Origin of the sequence: Streptomyces beihaiensis, assembly GCF_026274175.1 — a bacterium.
GTDB lineage: Bacteria > Actinomycetota > Actinomycetes > Streptomycetales > Streptomycetaceae > Streptomyces > Streptomyces beihaiensis.
The window spans coordinates 1-15,464 of record NZ_JAPHNL010000312.1; the positions used below are offsets into that span (position 1 = coordinate 1).

General features: G+C 74.0%; 14 protein-coding genes. 7 read left to right on the forward strand and 7 right to left on the reverse strand.

The features are described 5' to 3' along the window. Together OFY01_RS27715 and OFY01_RS27720 are read left to right on the forward strand one after the other, a co-directional pair. Window positions 1-1,033: 2-oxo acid dehydrogenase subunit E2 (locus OFY01_RS27715; RefSeq protein ID WP_266604476.1), on the forward strand; the 1,033-nt coding region annotated here is incomplete at its 5' end. Then, a complete protein-coding gene (locus tag OFY01_RS27720) occupies window positions 1,030-1,272 on the forward strand; it encodes an acyl carrier protein (RefSeq protein WP_266604477.1) in 243 nt (80 codons plus the stop codon). The genes OFY01_RS27715 and OFY01_RS27720, both read left to right, overlap by 4 nt. A 383-nt stretch (window positions 1,273-1,655) precedes the next feature. Here OFY01_RS27720 and OFY01_RS27725 read toward each other — a convergent pair whose 3' ends face one another. After that, window positions 1,656-1,961 (reverse strand): hypothetical protein, encoded by a 306-nt coding sequence (locus tag OFY01_RS27725; protein ID WP_266604478.1) that lies wholly within the window; start codon window positions 1,959-1,961, stop codon window positions 1,656-1,658. Between the two features lie 106 nt (window positions 1,962-2,067). Next, complete coding sequence (locus OFY01_RS27730; RefSeq protein ID WP_266604479.1) at window positions 2,068-2,676, reverse strand: sigma-70 family RNA polymerase sigma factor; 609 nt, start codon at window positions 2,674-2,676, stop codon at window positions 2,068-2,070. A gap of 160 nt (window positions 2,677-2,836) precedes the next feature. Here OFY01_RS27730 and OFY01_RS27735 point away from each other — a divergent pair, with 160 nt between their 5' ends. The 5 genes from OFY01_RS27735 (at window position 2,837) to OFY01_RS27755 (ending at window position 9,095) form a co-directional block, all read left to right on the forward strand. Continuing rightward, on the forward strand, window positions 2,837-3,844 hold the full coding sequence (locus tag OFY01_RS27735; RefSeq protein ID WP_266604480.1) for a MerR family transcriptional regulator: 1,008 nt from the start codon (window positions 2,837-2,839) through the stop codon (window positions 3,842-3,844). A 232-nt stretch (window positions 3,845-4,076) separates the two neighbouring features. Next, a complete protein-coding gene (locus OFY01_RS27740; protein WP_266604481.1) occupies window positions 4,077-5,336 on the forward strand; it encodes an NAD(P)/FAD-dependent oxidoreductase in 1,260 nt (419 codons plus the stop codon). Between the two features lie 239 nt (window positions 5,337-5,575). Then, window positions 5,576-6,793 carry a lycopene cyclase family protein gene (locus OFY01_RS27745; RefSeq protein WP_266604517.1) on the forward strand — a complete coding sequence of 406 codons (1,218 nt, stop codon included), beginning with the start codon at window positions 5,576-5,578 and terminating at the stop codon, window positions 6,791-6,793. Then, complete coding sequence (locus tag OFY01_RS27750; RefSeq protein WP_266604483.1) at window positions 6,790-7,530, forward strand: class I SAM-dependent methyltransferase; 741 nt, start codon at window positions 6,790-6,792, stop codon at window positions 7,528-7,530. The genes OFY01_RS27745 and OFY01_RS27750 overlap by 4 nt, the downstream gene beginning before the upstream one ends. Then, window positions 7,527-9,095 (forward strand): FAD-dependent oxidoreductase, encoded by a 1,569-nt coding sequence (locus tag OFY01_RS27755; RefSeq protein ID WP_266604485.1) that lies wholly within the window; start codon window positions 7,527-7,529, stop codon window positions 9,093-9,095. The genes OFY01_RS27750 and OFY01_RS27755 overlap by 4 nt, the downstream gene beginning before the upstream one ends. Window positions 9,096-9,108: 13 nt before the next feature. On the opposite strand, the gene OFY01_RS27760 is transcribed toward OFY01_RS27755, so the two are convergent. The 5 genes from OFY01_RS27760 to OFY01_RS27780 all read right to left on the reverse strand — a co-directional run bounded on the left by OFY01_RS27760 (window position 9,109) and on the right by OFY01_RS27780 (window position 15,456). Then, the gene (locus OFY01_RS27760) at window positions 9,109-10,119 is read right to left on the reverse strand and encodes a DUF5914 domain-containing protein (RefSeq protein ID WP_266604487.1); all 1,011 of its coding nucleotides are present in this window, start codon (window positions 10,117-10,119) and stop codon (window positions 9,109-9,111) included. Further along, window positions 10,116-11,126 carry a phytoene/squalene synthase family protein gene (locus OFY01_RS27765; RefSeq protein WP_266604488.1) on the reverse strand — a complete coding sequence of 337 codons (1,011 nt, stop codon included), beginning with the start codon at window positions 11,124-11,126 and terminating at the stop codon, window positions 10,116-10,118. The genes OFY01_RS27760 and OFY01_RS27765 overlap by 4 nt, the downstream gene beginning before the upstream one ends. After that, complete coding sequence (crtI, locus tag OFY01_RS27770; RefSeq protein WP_266604489.1) at window positions 11,113-12,684, reverse strand: phytoene desaturase family protein; 1,572 nt, start codon at window positions 12,682-12,684, stop codon at window positions 11,113-11,115. Before crtI ends, OFY01_RS27765 begins: the two co-directional genes overlap by 14 nt. Further along, the gene (locus OFY01_RS27775; RefSeq protein WP_266604519.1) at window positions 12,681-13,823 is read right to left on the reverse strand and encodes a polyprenyl synthetase family protein; all 1,143 of its coding nucleotides are present in this window, start codon (window positions 13,821-13,823) and stop codon (window positions 12,681-12,683) included. The genes crtI and OFY01_RS27775 overlap by 4 nt, the downstream gene beginning before the upstream one ends. A gap of 136 nt (window positions 13,824-13,959) precedes the next feature. Further along, entirely contained in the window at window positions 13,960-15,456 is a 1,497-nt protein-coding gene (locus OFY01_RS27780) for a cryptochrome/photolyase family protein (protein ID WP_266604490.1), read from the reverse strand. Window positions 15,457-15,464: the final 8 nt, after the last annotated feature.

A 15,464-nucleotide genomic window follows, 5' to 3' on the forward strand; every position in this document is an offset into this window, starting at 1 on the left:
CGTCCCGGGCCGTGCGCCCGTCGAGGCCGGCCCTCTGGCGCGGCACCTGGCACAGCGGACCGGGGTCGACCTGGCGGACCTGCGCGGCACCGGGGCCGGGGGACGGGTCACGCGGGCCGACGTGGAGCGGGCGGCGTCCGCCACCAGCCCCGCCCCTCCCTCGCGCCGACGGGTGAGCCCGCTCGCCCGCCGACTCGCCGCCCAACTGGACGTCGACCTCGCGACGGTGACCGGAACGGGCACGGCCTCCGCGGTCCGCGCCGCCGATGTCCGCAGGGCCGCCCCGGGCCCGGCGACCCCGGCCTCACCCGCTGCCCCTGCCGGTCCCGCGCGCCCCGCGGCCCCGGCCGAACGGCCGTCCCAGGAGCGGGCGGTGACCATGCGGCAGGCGATCGCGGGGCTGATGACCCGAGCCAACCGGGACATCCCGCACTACTACCTGGCCACCACCGTCGACCTGACCGCCGCGACGGACTGGCTGCACGACCACAACCGGCACAGCACCGTCGCCGAGCGCATCCTTCCGGCAGCCCTGTTGCTCAAGGCGGCCGCCGTCGCGGCCCGCCAGGTGCCCGAACTCAACGGCTTCTGGACCGACGGCGGCTTCACCGCGGGCCGGGGCGTCCATCTCGGGGTGGCCGTGTCCCTGCGCGGCGGCGGACTCGTCGCCCCCACCCTGCACGACGCCGACACTCTGGAACTCCCCGCGCTGATGGCGGCGCTCAAAGAACTCGTCGCGCGCGCCCGCACGGGCCGACTGCGCGGCTCCGACGTCGCGGACCCCACGCTCACCGTCACCAACCTCGGCGACCACGGCGTGGAAACCGTCCTCGGTGTCATCTACCCGCCCCAGGTGGCCCTGGTCGGCTTCGGCCGGATCGTCGACCGGCCCTGCGCCGTCGACGGCCTGCTGGGCGTACGCCCCACCGTCACGGCATCCCTCTCCGCGGACCACCGGGCCACGGACGGCGCCGTCGGAGCCCGCTACCTGAGAGCGGTCGACCGCCTCCTGCAGAAACCGGAGCACCTGTGAACCGAACCGACGCACTCCACACGGTCCAGGAATCGATCACCGAGATCGTCCCCGGAGCCGACCTGACCGCGCTGGGACCCGACGACTCCTTCCGCGACGCACTCGAGATGGACTCGCTGGACTTCCTCCGCTTCGTCGAGACCCTCAGCGACCGCACCGGCGTCCCCATCGACGACGCGGACACCACGCGTCTGACCACCCTGTCGAGCGCCGCCCACTTCCTCGTCACCCACGCGTAGTGCCCTGCCGGTGTCCGTCATGCCGTGCCGGCACCGCCGACCCGGCCTACCGGGGCGCGGCCTCGTGCCCGCGCGCGTTCGCGCTCCCACGGGCGCTGACGCGGCATGCCGCAGGCCGTCGACGTCCGCGTCGCCGCGCGTGTGACCGAGGGCCAGTTCCACCAGGTGCGACGGGTGCACGTGACCCACAGCGCCCTCCTGCGTCTCGGGCTTGGTCGTCTTGGCCCGTACATGCTGCTGGGTATCGGGCGGTGGCTCTCCGGCGCGGGCGGAGGGGACAGCCGCCGCCTCCCGCTGCGAGGGCGCGAGCCGGGAACCCGGTTCCGGGGGCCGGACCGGAGCGGCGAGGACGGCTGTCAGCGCGGCAACCGCCGCCGGTCCGGTCAGACGTTCGCACGGCGCCAGTCACGTCGGCCGGCGGCTCGGTGGCCCGACAGTACGTTGGTCACCGCGATCGCCCCGGCGTCGCGGCTCAGGCCGCCCACCGGTCGGACGAGTCCGGGGTGACTCAGTTCGTCGCCGTCGGCGTAGACGTCGACCGCCATGCCCGGGATGCCGTGGAAGACGGACGTCAGGCCCCTGTCCTGCGCCTGTTCGGGAGCAGCCATGGCGGCAGGTGCGGTCAGGCCGAGGGCCGGGGCACAGGCCGCGGCCGAGGCGGCGGCGGGGATGGTCGTCCGGGTAGTCATGTGGATCATTCCTCCGTGAGGAGCCTCCGCCTGCTGACAGTCTCAGAGGTGTTTCGCGGGTGACCGGTGCCGTGGATGCGCCCGGGGCACCTCTGCTCCGCCCTGTTCAGACGCACGTGTCATGCGCGGTGACGGGGTCGACTGCCGTGCGCAGCCGATGCAGGCCGCGGCGGGCGTGGCTCTTGACCGTACCCAGGGGAACCCCCGTGCGTTCCGAGATCTGGGCCTGTGTCAGATCCTCGTAGAAGGCCATGCGCAGCACCTCTCGCTGGCCCAGCGGCAAGCGGGACAGGGCCTCCACGAGCAGTACGCGGTCGAGTACCTCGTCCGGTGCCGGCTGGACGAGACGGGCGGGCGTGACGTCCTGCCCGGCCGACTCGATCAGGGACAGGCGCCGCGTCCTGGCCGCCAGCGCGTCGACGATCTTCCGGCGCGTGATGCCGACGAGCCAGGCGCCGAGTGTGCCCCGCTCGGGCCGGAAGCCGCGCCGCCCGCGCCACGCGCCGACGAAGACCTGCTGGGTCACGTCCTCGGCCTCGTGAGTGTCGCCGAGGGACCGGGTGGCCATCGTGTGCACGAGTGATCCCCAGCGCCGGTAGATGGCCGCGAACGCCTCCTCGTCGGCCTCGGCGAGGCCCTGCGCCAGTTCCTCCTCGTACCGGGTCTCCTCCACGGGCGGGACCAAGGTGGTGGTCGGTCGTGTGCGCGTGTTCATGGCCGTTCCTCCTGCCGTGCGTCGTACGGGGACGGGAGGGCCGTCCGCCGAGCGGCACGTCGCCGGTCAGCCCTGCGTGGCCGACGGTTGCGTCGCTCCAGTCTTGGGCGCACTAACGACGCAGGCAACATGCGTCGTTTGTGCGTCGTATAGTGGGAGTGTGAACACGCACGCGGGAAACAGTGACGCCCCGGTCGCCGAGGGCGGTCAGCGCCGGGGCGGGTCGACGACCGGCGAGGTGGCCCGGCGTCTGGGCGTGGCGCCCACCACGGTCCGCACGTGGGACCGCCGGTACGGGCTGGGACCGGACGCGCACACGGATGGACGGCACCGGCGCTGGACGGCGGCGGACGTGGCGAGGCTGGAGCGGATGTGCGCCTTGACGGCGACCGGGCTGCCACCGGCCGAGGCGGCACGGCTCGCGCGCAGTGAAGAGGCCCCGACGGCGGCGGCCCGGCCCCGAGGCGCCGACGTGGCACGTCGTGCTTCGGCCGGGCGCCGGAGCCGGGCGGGGAGCGGCCTGCGGTTGGGCGACGTACGACAGGAGTGCCGGGGGATCGCGAGGGCCGCCCTGCGCCTGGACGCCGCCGTCCTGGACGAACTGCTGCTCGCCGCGATCGCCGAACACGGCCTGGTCGCCGCCTGGACCGAGGTGATCGTGCCGACGCTCCAGGCCGTCGGCCGCAAGTGGGAGACGTCCGGCGAGAAGTACGTCGAGGTCGAGCACTTCCTGTCCTGGCACGTGGCCGGGGCGCTCCGACGCGCCACACCCCGCACGGTCGAGGACCGCCCCGGTGCCACCACGGTGCTTGCCTGCGTGCCCGGGGAGAACCACACGCTGCCGTTGGAGGTACTGTCGGCGGCCCTCACGGAGCGAGGTGTCCCGGTGCGGATGTTCGGCGGTGCGCTGCCCGTCGAGTCGCTCGTCGCGGCGGTGCGCAGAACCGGGCCGGCCGCGGTGGGACTGTGGGCGCAGTCCCGCACCACCGCCAGCCGACCGCTGGCCCAGCACGTGGCCGCCATGGAGTGGGGCGTGCGCGGGGCCCGGCGGCGGCCCGTCGTCCTCACCCTGGGCCCCGGGTGGGTGGGCCAGGCGGTGGCCGGTCTGGCGCGTCCGGCGGGGCTTGCCGAAGCGGTCGCCGCCCTGGAGTCGTCGGCGTACCCGTGACGGGTTGTCGTCCGGCCGTCCTTCGTCGTGGCTCCCGGGCATCGGCCGGGGGACGTGGTCCGCTGGCCCGGTGGCCGTGGCCCGGTCGTCGGCCGGCGGGCGTCTCGCCGCGACCCGCACCGGGTTACGGCCCCGGTCCGTGCCGAACGGTCCGGGAGGCCGGCCGAGGCGGAGGGGCCGACCGGCCTCCAGGACCTGGGCCGCACGGACACGACGTCGAGTGAGGAGACGGATGAGCGACGGACAGCGCCGGGCAGCGGACGTGGTCGTCGTCGGTGCGGGTCTGGCAGGCGTGGCCTGCGCCCTCGACCTGTGCCGCGCCGGATGGCGGGTGGCGCTGCTGGAGGCGTCCGACGGTGTCGGCGGCCGGATGCGCACGGACCGGCGGGACGGCTTCCTGCTGGACCGCGGGTTCCAGGTGTTCAACACCTCCTATCCGCAGGTGAAGCGGCGTATGGCCCTGAAGGGCCTGCGACTGAGACCGTTCACCGCGGGCTTCGTCGCGCACACTCCGAGCGGGCCCGTCCGCCTCGCCGATCCGACCAGGGAGCCCCGTGCGGTGGGGACTCTGCTGCCGGGGCGAGCCCTGTCGGTCCGCGACCTGACCGCGCTGGCGGCACTCACCGCACGGGACGCCGTACTGCCCGTGTCCGTCACCCGACGACGCCGGGACCGCTCCACCGCGGCAGCCCTGTCCGGAGCGGGACTGTCGGACGCCGCGATCGCCGGAATGCTGCGGCCGTTCCTGTCCGGTGTCTTCCTGGAGGACCGGCTGGAGACCTCCGCCCGGTTCTTCCACCTCGTCTGGCGGAGCATGGTCAGGGGGTCGCTGTGCCTGCCGGCCGAGGGCATCGGCGCCGTACCGGCACAGCTCGCCGACGGCCTGCCCGACGGAGTCCTGCGCCTCGGTACGCCGGTCGCGGAGATCACGGACGCCGGAGTGCTGCTCAGCGACGGTGGCGAGGTGCCGGGCCGGGTGGTCGTGGTGGCGACGGACCCGGCGACCGCCGCCGGCCTGCTCCCGGACCTGACCGTTCCGGCCACTCGCACCGTCACCACCTACTACCACGCCGCCGACAGCCCGCCCACGGCCGAACCCATCCTCATGGTGGACAGCACCGGAGCGATCCTGAACACCTGCGTCCTCAGCCAAGTCGCTCCCACGTACGCGCCCCCCGGCACCGCACTGGTCTCCACCTCCGTGCTGGGCACGGACCTCCCCGGCAGGGCACAGACGGTGCTCCGGCGGCTGGCAGAGCTGTACGGCACCGACACGAGCGGGTGGCAGCAGGTGGCCGCCCGCACCGTCGACGGCGCGCTGCCCGCGATGCTTCCGCCCTGGCCGCTGAGCCGAACCACCCGCCTCGGTCCCGGGAGGTACGTGTGTGGGGACCACCGTGCGACCGGCTCCGTTCAGGGTGCCCTGGCATCGGGTGCGCGCGCGGCGCGGGAGGTACGGGCGGGCCTGGAACCGCAGGGGCGTCGCCCGTGACGAAGTGCCGCCCGGCCGCATCCGCGGACGGCCTCGGTCCCGAAGCCATGGCGACCGGACGGAACCGCTGTCCGTACTGAGGGGTGAAACGTGGAACTGAGGGGTGTGCTTGTCGTGCGTGTCCTGGTGGCAGGCGCTGCACGGGCCTGTCCGGGCATGCCGGCCACCGGCTCCGAGGCGCACGCCGGGCTGTGGCACCCGGGCCCCGGCCAAAGCCCGGTCGTCGAACGGCGACCGTGGTGACACCCCGCTCCACGGAGGACTCGGACGTGCTCGTCCTCGGTGGCGGTGCGGCCGGTCTCAGCCTTGCTCACCGGCTCACGGAGAACGGCACGGCCACCGCCGTGACCCTGGTGGAACCGCCGGACGGCCCGCTGCGCCCCGCGGAGCGCACCTGGTGCTACTGGGGGGCGGGCACCGACGGCCTGGAGGAGGCGGTCAGCGCCACCTGGTCCGTACTGCGTCTGCACGGCGCGGACGGCGGTTCGGTCACCGTCGATCCGGCCCCGTTCACCTATCGCATGGTGCGCTCCGCGGACTTCGAGCGAATGGTCCACGGCCGCCTGGCCCGCACGGAGGGAGCACGCCTTCTGCGAGGAACGGCGGAAGCGGTGCGCGCGGTCCCCGCGGGCGCGGAGGTCCGGTGCGCGCTGCCGGGAGGCCGGCCCCTGACGCTGCACGCCCGCAGGGTCTTCGACTCGCGGCCGCTGCCCGATCTGCCGCCGGCTCGTACGCGGCTGCTCCAGCACTTCCGCGGCTGGTTCGTGCGCACCGACACCGACCGGTTCGATCCCACGGTCGCGGATCTGATGGACTTCCGGGTTCCGCAGCCGGCCCACGGGCTCGCCTTCGGCTACGTCCTGCCGCTGGCGCCGGACCGGGCGCTCGTGGAGTACACCGAGTTCTCCCGCGACGTGCTGACCACCGCGACGTACGAGTCGGCACTCGGGCGCTACTGCCGCGACGTCCTCGGACTCGGCCGACTCACCGTGGAACGGACGGAGCAGGGAGTCATCCCCATGACCGACGCCCGTTTCCCACGGCGTGCCGGGCACGCCGTGTTCCGCATCGGGACCGCAGGCGGTGCCACTCGTCCCGCCACCGGCTACACCTTCGCCGCGGTGCAACGCCACAGCAGAGCCGTCGCCGCCGCCCTGCGTGACGGACACGACCGCTTCCCGGCACCGCACGGGCTACGGGCACGGGCCCTGGACGCGATCCTGCTGCGCGCCCTGGACACCGGTCGCATCGACGGGCCGCGCTTCTTCACCGACCTGTTCCGCCGGGTCCCGGCCGAGCGTCTGCTGAGGTTCCTCGACGGCACGACCTCGATCCGGGAGGAGTGGGGCATCGGGCTGCGCACCCCCGTCCGGCCGATGCTGCGCACCGCGGCCGAAGTGCCCTTCCTCCCGCGCCGCTCCCGGCCCGCCGACCGAACCGGAGGAAACCCCCGATGACGCTGCTGCGCGACCACGACCTCGCCCGCGCCTTCGACCACGCCTCCCACACCTACGGCCACCTCACGGCCCTCGACCCCGGCCACCGCGCCGGCCTCCTGGGCTCGGCCCGACGCCTCGCGCTCCCGGACGACGGGGCCGGACTGCACCCGCTCGACCTCGGATGCGGCACCGGCGCCTCCACCCGGGCCCTGCTCCGGGCCGCCCCGCGGGCCCGGAGCACGGCCGTGGACGCTTCCGCCGGCATGCTGCGCCGAGCACGTGCCGAACCGTGGCCCGCACGTGTGCGCTTCCTCCACCGGACCGCGGAGGAATTCGCCACGGCCCGCGAGGACGAAGGCCCCTTCGACGCGGTCTTCGCCGCCCACCTGTTCCGCAACGTCACCGCCCCGGACGCGGTCCTGGGGAGCGTCCGCGGACTCCTGCGGCCGGGCGGACGCTCCGCCGCTCACGAGTGCAGCCTCAGCGGCTCACCGGTGCACCGGGCCCTGTGGTCGGCCGTGTGCCGCGGGCTCGTCATCCCCGCGGGCACCCTCACCGGCGACCGCACCCTCTACCGCCGTCTCCGGCACAGCGTCGTCGCCTTCGACACCGCACTCCGGTTCGCCGCGCGGCTGACGCGGGTGGGTCTGACTTCCGTGCGCGTCGCCCCCGCCGCCGGACGGCAGACGGGCATGGTGCACACCTTCCTCGCCCGCAACGGCGGGCCCGAGACGACAGAGGAGCGCGTCCTGTGACCGCCCGCCGCACCACCGCCGCCCGACGGGGCCGCGACCGCAAGGCCGAGATCGTTTTGCCCGCACCCGGTGCGGACCGCTTCCGACGCGGTGACGAGCCGTCGGTCGCGGTGATCGGCGGCGGGATCGCCGGTCTGGCCGCGGCCACCCTCATGGCCGAACGCGGCGCCCGCGTGACCCTGTACGAGAAAGGGGACTCACTCGGTGGCCGGCTCTCCGGCCGGCGCACCACGCTGGCGGACGGCAGCGCCGTGACCATGACCCGGGGCTTCCATGCCTTCTTCCGCCAGTACTACAACCTCCGCGGACTGCTCCGCCGCACGGACCCCGGCCTGGAGCGCCTCACCCCGCTTCCCGACTACCCACTGCGGCACAGCGGCGGTCTGACCGACAGCTTCGCCCGTGTCCCGCGGACCCCGCCGTTCAGCGCGCTCGGCTTCGTCGCGCTCAGCCCCACCTTCGGGTGGCGGGACCTCGCCGCGATGGACGCGCGGGCCGCACTGCCGCTCCTCGACGTGCGCGTGCCCGAGGTCTACGAACGCTTCGACACCGTCACCGCCACCGGCTTCCTGGAAGGCGTGCGCTTCCCCGAGGCCGCGCACCACCTGGCCTTCGAGGTGTTCTCCCGCAGCTTCTTCGCCGATCCGCGACGGCTGTCCGCCGCGGAACTGCTGCTGATGTTCCACATCTACTTCCTCGGATCGGCCGAGGGCCTGCTCTTCGACGTGCCGGACGAACCCTTCCCCCAGGCACTGTGGGACCCACTGGGCGACTACCTCCGGCGCCTCGGAGTGGACGTGCGCACCGGAACCCCCGTGCGAGGGGTTTTTCCGCGCGAGGGCGGGGGAGCGGACGTGATCACGGACACCGGTGCCGACCGCCACCAGGCGGTGGTGCTGGCCCTCGACACCGCGGGGCTGCGGCGGACCGTCGCAGCGTCACCCGGCCTGGGCACCGACGTCTGGCGAGACGGCATCGCAGCCGTGCGCACCGCGCCGCCGTTCCTCGTCTCGCGGCTCTGGCTCGACCGGCCTGTCGACGCCGACCGGCCCGGGTTCCTCGGCACCAGCGGCTACGACGGACTGGACAACATCAGCGTCCTGGAGCGGTACGAGGGCGAGGCCGCCCGCTGGGCCGCGCGCAACGGGGGATCGGTCGTGGAACTGCACGCCTACGCCGTGGACCCGGCGGCCGAACCGAAGGAGGTGCAGGACGAACTCGTCGACCGGCTGCACCAGGTGTACCCGGAAACCCGTGAGGCGCGCGTCGTCGACGCCCGGCACGAGTGGCGCTCGGACTGCCCGCTGTTCGAGGTCGGCTCCCACCGGCGGCGCCCCACCGTGCGCACCCCCCACCCGTGGCTGACCCTGGCCGGGGACGGAATCCGCTGCGACCTGCCCGTCGCCCTCATGGAACGAGCCGCAACCACCGGCTTCCTGGCGGCGAACGCCCTGCTCGCCGACCGGGGAGTGCGCGGCCAGGTCCTGTGGACGGTTCCCCGGACGGGGCGTTCGCCCGTGCTGCGGGCGCTCGGGGCCGCCGCAGGGCGCCACTCGGCGCCCTGACCGGCAGCCGCCCTCAGCCGGGAAACCGACCGGTGCTGCGCAGCGCCCAGCGTCGTTCGGCGTAGGCCAGGTCGTCGCGCCACAGCCGTCCGGCCGTACGGCGCATCAGCGGGCGCAGCACCGGGGCGGCGGCCCGGGCCACGGCGAAGCCGGGCCGGTCCGAGGCGGCGACGACCGCCTCGACCACGGCGGTGCGGGGACGCTCGTGGTCCGGCCCGGTCAGTGGTGTCGCGTGCGTCTCGACCACGGACGTGGTGCCCTCCCCGTCGGTGATACGCATGACGACCGTGCGCGGCTCCGGCGCGGTGAACTCGGCCCGCACCGGGACCACGAGCCGCCCAGCCACCCGGAAGGAGACGTCGACGACGAAGGCGTCGTCCTCGTCCCCCTGCGGCTCACGCACCACCGAGAGGTCGACGAACGAGTACGGATGGAACCACGAGCCGTGCCACGGATCGAGCCGGTTGGCCACCACGTCCTGCGGTTCGCACCGCCCCACCGCCGTGAACACCGCGTCCACCCCACGGCCCGTCACGGGCCGTGGGGGTACGACGGGCCGCTCGCTGGGCTCCTCGCCGCCCACCCCGTCCAGCCGCACCCAGACGAGTACGCCGTCGTCGTGCACGGGGAACGGCCGCCAGCCGGCGGACGCGGAACCGTCCAGGGCGAGCCCGTGCCAGTGGCAGACCAGCGTGCCGCACACCACCCGGCTGTCGCGCAGCGGAGCGCCCAGGTGCGGGCAGCTGCCCGGACCGGCATGGGGCTCGCCGTCATCCGAGCGCCACAGCACGACCTCCACACCGCCGACCGTCCGGCCGTAGGGCCGGTCGCCCGCGCGCACCTGGCGGGAGGCGCCGACCACGAACCAGTTGCCGGACGGACGGGCGGACGCCCTCTTGAGCGCGTCGGCGATGAGCGCGGGACGTGCCTGGCGCCACGTCGGGGTCTGAGCCGCCCAGTGGGGACCGGAACCACGTCGGCGCAAGGGGGGCGACCACCGCTTGCCGTTCCCTCGACCACTCACCGCGCCGGCCCCTTCCGTTCGACTGCCTTCCGTTCGACCGCCGACGCTCCTGCCCGTGCCTCGCGGTGCTCCGTACGAGCACGCAACCGGGCACCGGCTACGCGCAGCACCCCGGCAGCGGCCGTTGCCGCCCGACGCCTACGCGACACGACCGCACGACGATGCAGCACGCTGTAATCCTGTACGGCGATCGCGTCCAGAATCCCGCCGTAGAGGGTGAACGCGGCGTGGATACAGGGGCGCACCCGCGGATCGAGCATGGCGATGCCCGGCTCCGCCGTCCGGTACACGCGCCGCGTCATGGCCTCCGCCGCCATGAGAGCGGCCCGGATGCGGCGGTCGCGGCGCCCGGTACGCCTGCTCCACTCCAGCAGGGACCGGTCCACGCCGTGCGCGGCCAGCAGATCACCGGGCAGGTAGACCCGCCCGCGGTCGAGATCCTCGCCGACGTCGCGCAGGAAGTTGGTGAGCTGGAACGCCACGCCGAGCGCCGCCGCGTGCGGTGCCGCCTCCTCCCGGGCCGTGACCGTGCCGAGGACCGGCAGCATCTGCAGGCCGATGACCGCCGCCGAACCGTGCACGTACTCCTGTAGATCGGCGAAGGTCGGGTAGTGGGTGACGGTCAGGTCGGCGCGCATCGAGGACAGGAAGTCGGCGAAGAGCGCGTGATCGACGCCGTACCGGTCGGCGGTGTCCGCGACGGCCCTGACCACGGGTTCGCGGCCCGCCCGGGTGAGCAGCCCGTCGGCCAGGTCGCTCTCCAGGCGCCGCAGCAACCGGTCGCGTTCCTCAGGCGTGCGGTGCCGGTCGAGGTCGTCCACGATGTCGTCCGCCCAGCGGGCGAAGCCGTACAGGGCGTGTACGGCGGAGCGGCGTTCGAGTGGCAGCAGGCGGGTGGCCAGGAAGTAGGTCTTGCCGTGTCGGGCGTTGAGCCGGCGGCACCGGGTGTAGGCGGCGCGCAGCAGGGGATCGGTGATCCCCGCCGCGTCCAGTTCACGACGGCTCATCGGTACCTGCCGGGGCCGGGGCGGGATTCGTGGCGGGAACGGCCGGGGACCGACGCGTTCGGGCGGGCCGGGAGTGGGCGCCGCCGGTGATGCGCGCGGCGGCGAGTTTGCCGCTGACCAGTACGGTCGGAACGCCGACACCCGGGGTGGTCCCGCAGCCCGCGAGCACCACGTTGTCCAGCCCCCGTACGAGGTTGCGCGGGCGGAAGGGGCCGGTCTGGGCGAAGGTGTGGGAGACCGAGAAGGGGCTGCCCGCCGCATGGCCCTGCGCGTCCCAGTCGAGCGGCGTCACCAGGAGCTCCTCCTGGACACTGTCCGCGAACCCCTCCATCCCCCGCTTCTCCAGTACGCCGACCAGGCTGTCGCGGTAGCGCGGGCCGAGGTCACGCCACGCGGCCGCCTCCGGACCGACGTGGGTGTTGGGACAGGGCGCCAGGACGTAGTGGAGGTGGCGCCCCGGTGGTGCCAGAGCCGGGTCGTGCGTGGTGGGGCGGGTGATCAGCAAGGAAGGGTCGCTCATCAGCTCTCCGGTACGGGTCAGCTCCTCGAAGGTGCGCTCCCACGCGGCGCCGAAGGAGATGGTGTGGTGGGCGAGGTGCGGCCAGGTGCGGTCGGTGCCCGCGTGCAGGATCACGGCGGACGGCGAGTGCCGCAGCCGTGCCGGACGCCGGGGTGCCCGTCCCAGCAGCCCGTAGGCGGCGGGCAGTTCGCACGTCAGCACCACGGCGTCGCAGGCGATGCGCTCGCCGGAGGCCAGGCGGACGGCCCGTACCCGGCCCGCGGACCGCTCCAGCGCGTCCACTTCGGACGTCCAGCGCAGACCGGCACCGGCGTCCGCCGCCGCGTCGGCCATGGCTCGGGGGAGGGCGTGCATGCCGCCCTTGGGGAACCAGACGCCGGCCACGGTGTCCATGTAGGCGATCACCGCGTAGGCAGCGAGCGCGCGGGCCGGGGCCACCCCGGCGTACAGCGCCTGGAAGGAGAAGACGCGGCGCAGGCGCTCGTCGGACAGGAAGCGGCCGATGCGGCCGTCCAGGCGTCCGAATCCCCCCAGTGCCGCCAACCGGGCCAGGTCCGGGTGCAGCAGCTGGTGGGGGGAGTCGAAGTTGGTGTCGATGAAACGGCGCATCTGCACCCGGTACAGCCGTTCGAGCCACTGCCGCAGATCGCGGTAACCGGCCGCCTGCGCAGGTCCGGCGAAGCGGCGCACCTCCGCCTCCATCGCCTCGCCGTCGGTGTGCACGCCGAGTGAGGACCCGTCCGCGAAACAGGCCCGGTAGGCCGGATCCAGAGCCGTCAGCTCGACGCGGCGGTGGAGGCTGTCCCCGACGGCGGCGAACGCCTCGTCGGCCAGGTGCGGCATGGTCAGCACCGTGGGACCGGTGTCCATCTCGTAGCCGGCCCGCCGGACACGGCCGGCCCGGCCGCCGGGACCGGCGTCCCGTTCGACGACGGTGACCCTGCGGCCCGCACCCAGCAGGTGCAGCGCGCAGGCCAACCCGGACAGCCCGGCCCCGACCACGACGACGTGGTCGGTCGGCCCCGGCACTCTCTTCACGCGACCTCCTCGTCGCCACGCGTAGCCGCGCCCGTCGCACGCCCGACCAGCGCGGCGAACTCGTGCCGCGCGTCCGGGCGCGCGCCGCAGCGGTCGAAGTGCGCGAGGCTCATGTCCGTCAGCTCCCGGATCTTCGCCTCCACCAGGTCCGGGGCACCGGTGCGCACCAGCGCGGACCGCACCTGCCGGACGGCCCTGTCGGACTTCGGGTCCGCGTCCGGAGCCAGTGCCGCGGCCGACAAGTGGTCATCGGTGGCATCGGCGAGTCGGACGGCGACGGCGAGCAGGTAGGTGAGCTTGCGGGAGCGCAGGTCGTCGTCGGCCGGTTTCCCGGTCAGCGCGGGATCGCCGAAGGCGCCCAGGAGGTCGTCGCGCAGCTGGAAGGCCAGCCCGGCGCACCGGCCGGCCGCCCGCAGCGCGTCCAGTGCGTCCCCGTCGGCTCCGGCCAGCACAGCTCCCAGTGCGAGGGGTCGCGCGACGGTGTACAGGGCACTCTTCAAGGTGGCGATGGTCAGTGCCTCGTCGACGCCGGAGGACCGTGCCGCCTGGGCGTGCAGGTCGCGGTACTGTCCGGCGACCATCTCGGTGCGCATCGCCCTCCACTCCCCGTGCAGGCGTGTGCCGTGCGGCGAACCGAGTGCCGTCTCGGCCAGTAGGTCGTCCGCCCAGGCGAGGGCCAGGTCACCGGTCAGGACGGCGGCCGAGGTGCCGAAGGACTCCGACGAGCCGTGCATGCCCGCTGCCCAGTGCCTGCGGGCCAGGTCGACGTGCAGGGCCGGTGCGCCGCGTCGCTGCGCGGATCCGTCCATCACGTCGTCGTGGACGAGAGCGCACGCCTGGAGCAGTTCGAGTGCGGCTCCCGTTCGCAGGACGCTGGTGGCGTCTCCCGAGCCGCCCGCGGCGCGCCAGCCGCAGTGGGCGAACGCGGTACGCAGCCGCTTACCGCCCCGCGCGGTCAGCGTCGCGAGACGGTCGGCCAGTTCCCGGGCGAAAACGGGGTCGACGGCACGGGAGTGCCGTAGTCGTTCGTCCAGTACCTCATCGAGTACGGTGCCGACCGCGTTCGCCGCGTCGGACGCGGTGAGGGGGTCGTCGACCGGTTCTCCCGGTGGGGCCACCGTCGGCGGCAGTCCAGGCATGCGCAGCCCCTTCTCACTCTTGGTTGTCCGCACGCCCCTGCTTCCTCCGGGTGCCCTGGTGCGGATGCACTGACTTCTGCCCGCTCCGGCGCCGGGTCCGGTACGACTTCACCCCGTCGGCGCAACGGCGGGAGGGTCAAGGCGGTGTGTCACCCCGCGTGTGCTCCTGTTCGAGTACCTCCGGAAGGTCGGCGAGCCGGTCCAACTGCCGTACCGGCCGGGCCACGCGCTGATTGCCGGCCAGCAGTTCCCGGTGCCGGTCCAGGAACGCCCAGTAGCCGGCGGTGTACGGACACGCGTGCTCGCCGGTCCGGTCGCCGGGCCGGTAGACGCACGGGCCGCAGAGGTCGCTCATGCGGTTCACGTACGCGCCGCCCGATGTGTAGGGCTTGGTGGTCATCCGGCCGCCGTCGGCGTACTGGGACATACCGACGACGTTGGGGAGCATGACCCAGTCGTAGCCGTCCACGAAGCAGCGGTGGAACCAGTCCGTAACGGCGGCGGGGTCCCAGCCCCGCTGGAGCGCGTGACTGCCGAGCACCATCAGCCGGGGGATGTGGTGCGTCCAGCCCGTGTCCCGCACCTGGGCCAAGACCGTGCGCAGGCAGTTCGCCCGCACGGCGTCCGCGTCCAGGCCGCTCCACCAGTCCGGCAGCGGCGCGGTGTGCCGCAGCGCGTTGGAGCGTCGGTAGTCCTCGCCGAAGTACCAGTACACCTGCCAGACGTACTCGCGCCACCCGGCGATCTGCCGCACGAAGCCTTCCACGCTGTTCAGCGGCGCCAGACCCTCGCGCCAGGCACGCTCCGCCCGTTCGACGCACTCGGCCGGGTCGAGCAGGCCGAGGTTCAGGGAGGACGAGAGGAGGCTGTGGCTCATGGCGGGGTCGGCGGCGAGCATGGCGTCCTCGTAGGGCCCGAACGTGGCGAGCCGGTGTTCGACGAAACGCCGCAGTGCCCGTCGCGCCTCCGCCCGGGTGGCGGGGAACAGGCGGGGCCCGTCCCGCCCGACGAAGGAGGCGTCCCCGTCGCGTTCCCAGCGGTCGAGGTCGTGGCGGACCTCTTCGTCGATGTCGTCCTCGTGGGGCCGGTACGGGCGGCCGACCTGCAGGGAGGCGGCCTCGCGGGGCGGGGGTTCCCGGTTGTCGTGATCGAGGTTCCACCGCCCTGCCACGGGCTGCTCGCCGTCCATGAGCAGGTCGTGCACGCGGCGGACCCAGCGGTAGAAGTCCTCCTGCCGCAGGCGCCTGTCGCCGTGCCCGTCGGCCCAGGCGGCGAAGTCGGCCATCGGCACGAGGAAGCCGCGGGCGGGCCCCACCGTCACTTTGGGCAGGGTGCGCACCAGGCGCACGGCCGCGTGCGAGGTGGGGTGGTGGACGCCGACCGGGCGCCCGCGGGCCGCCCGTTCGAGGCCCTGACGGTAGGTGTCGGCACGCACGTACGTGACACGGTCGCCCAGTTCGGCCGCGCGGTGGCGCATCGCGGACAGCACCAGGTGGGCCTTGGCCCGGTGGAATCGGCGCCGCCGGAAGACGGAGCGCGCCTCGATCATGAGCAACGGGGTTTCCGTTCCGGGCCCCCCTTCGCCCGGCGTGAGGAAGTGCGGACCCAGTTGGTCACCGAAGAGCCAGTGCACGACGCGTC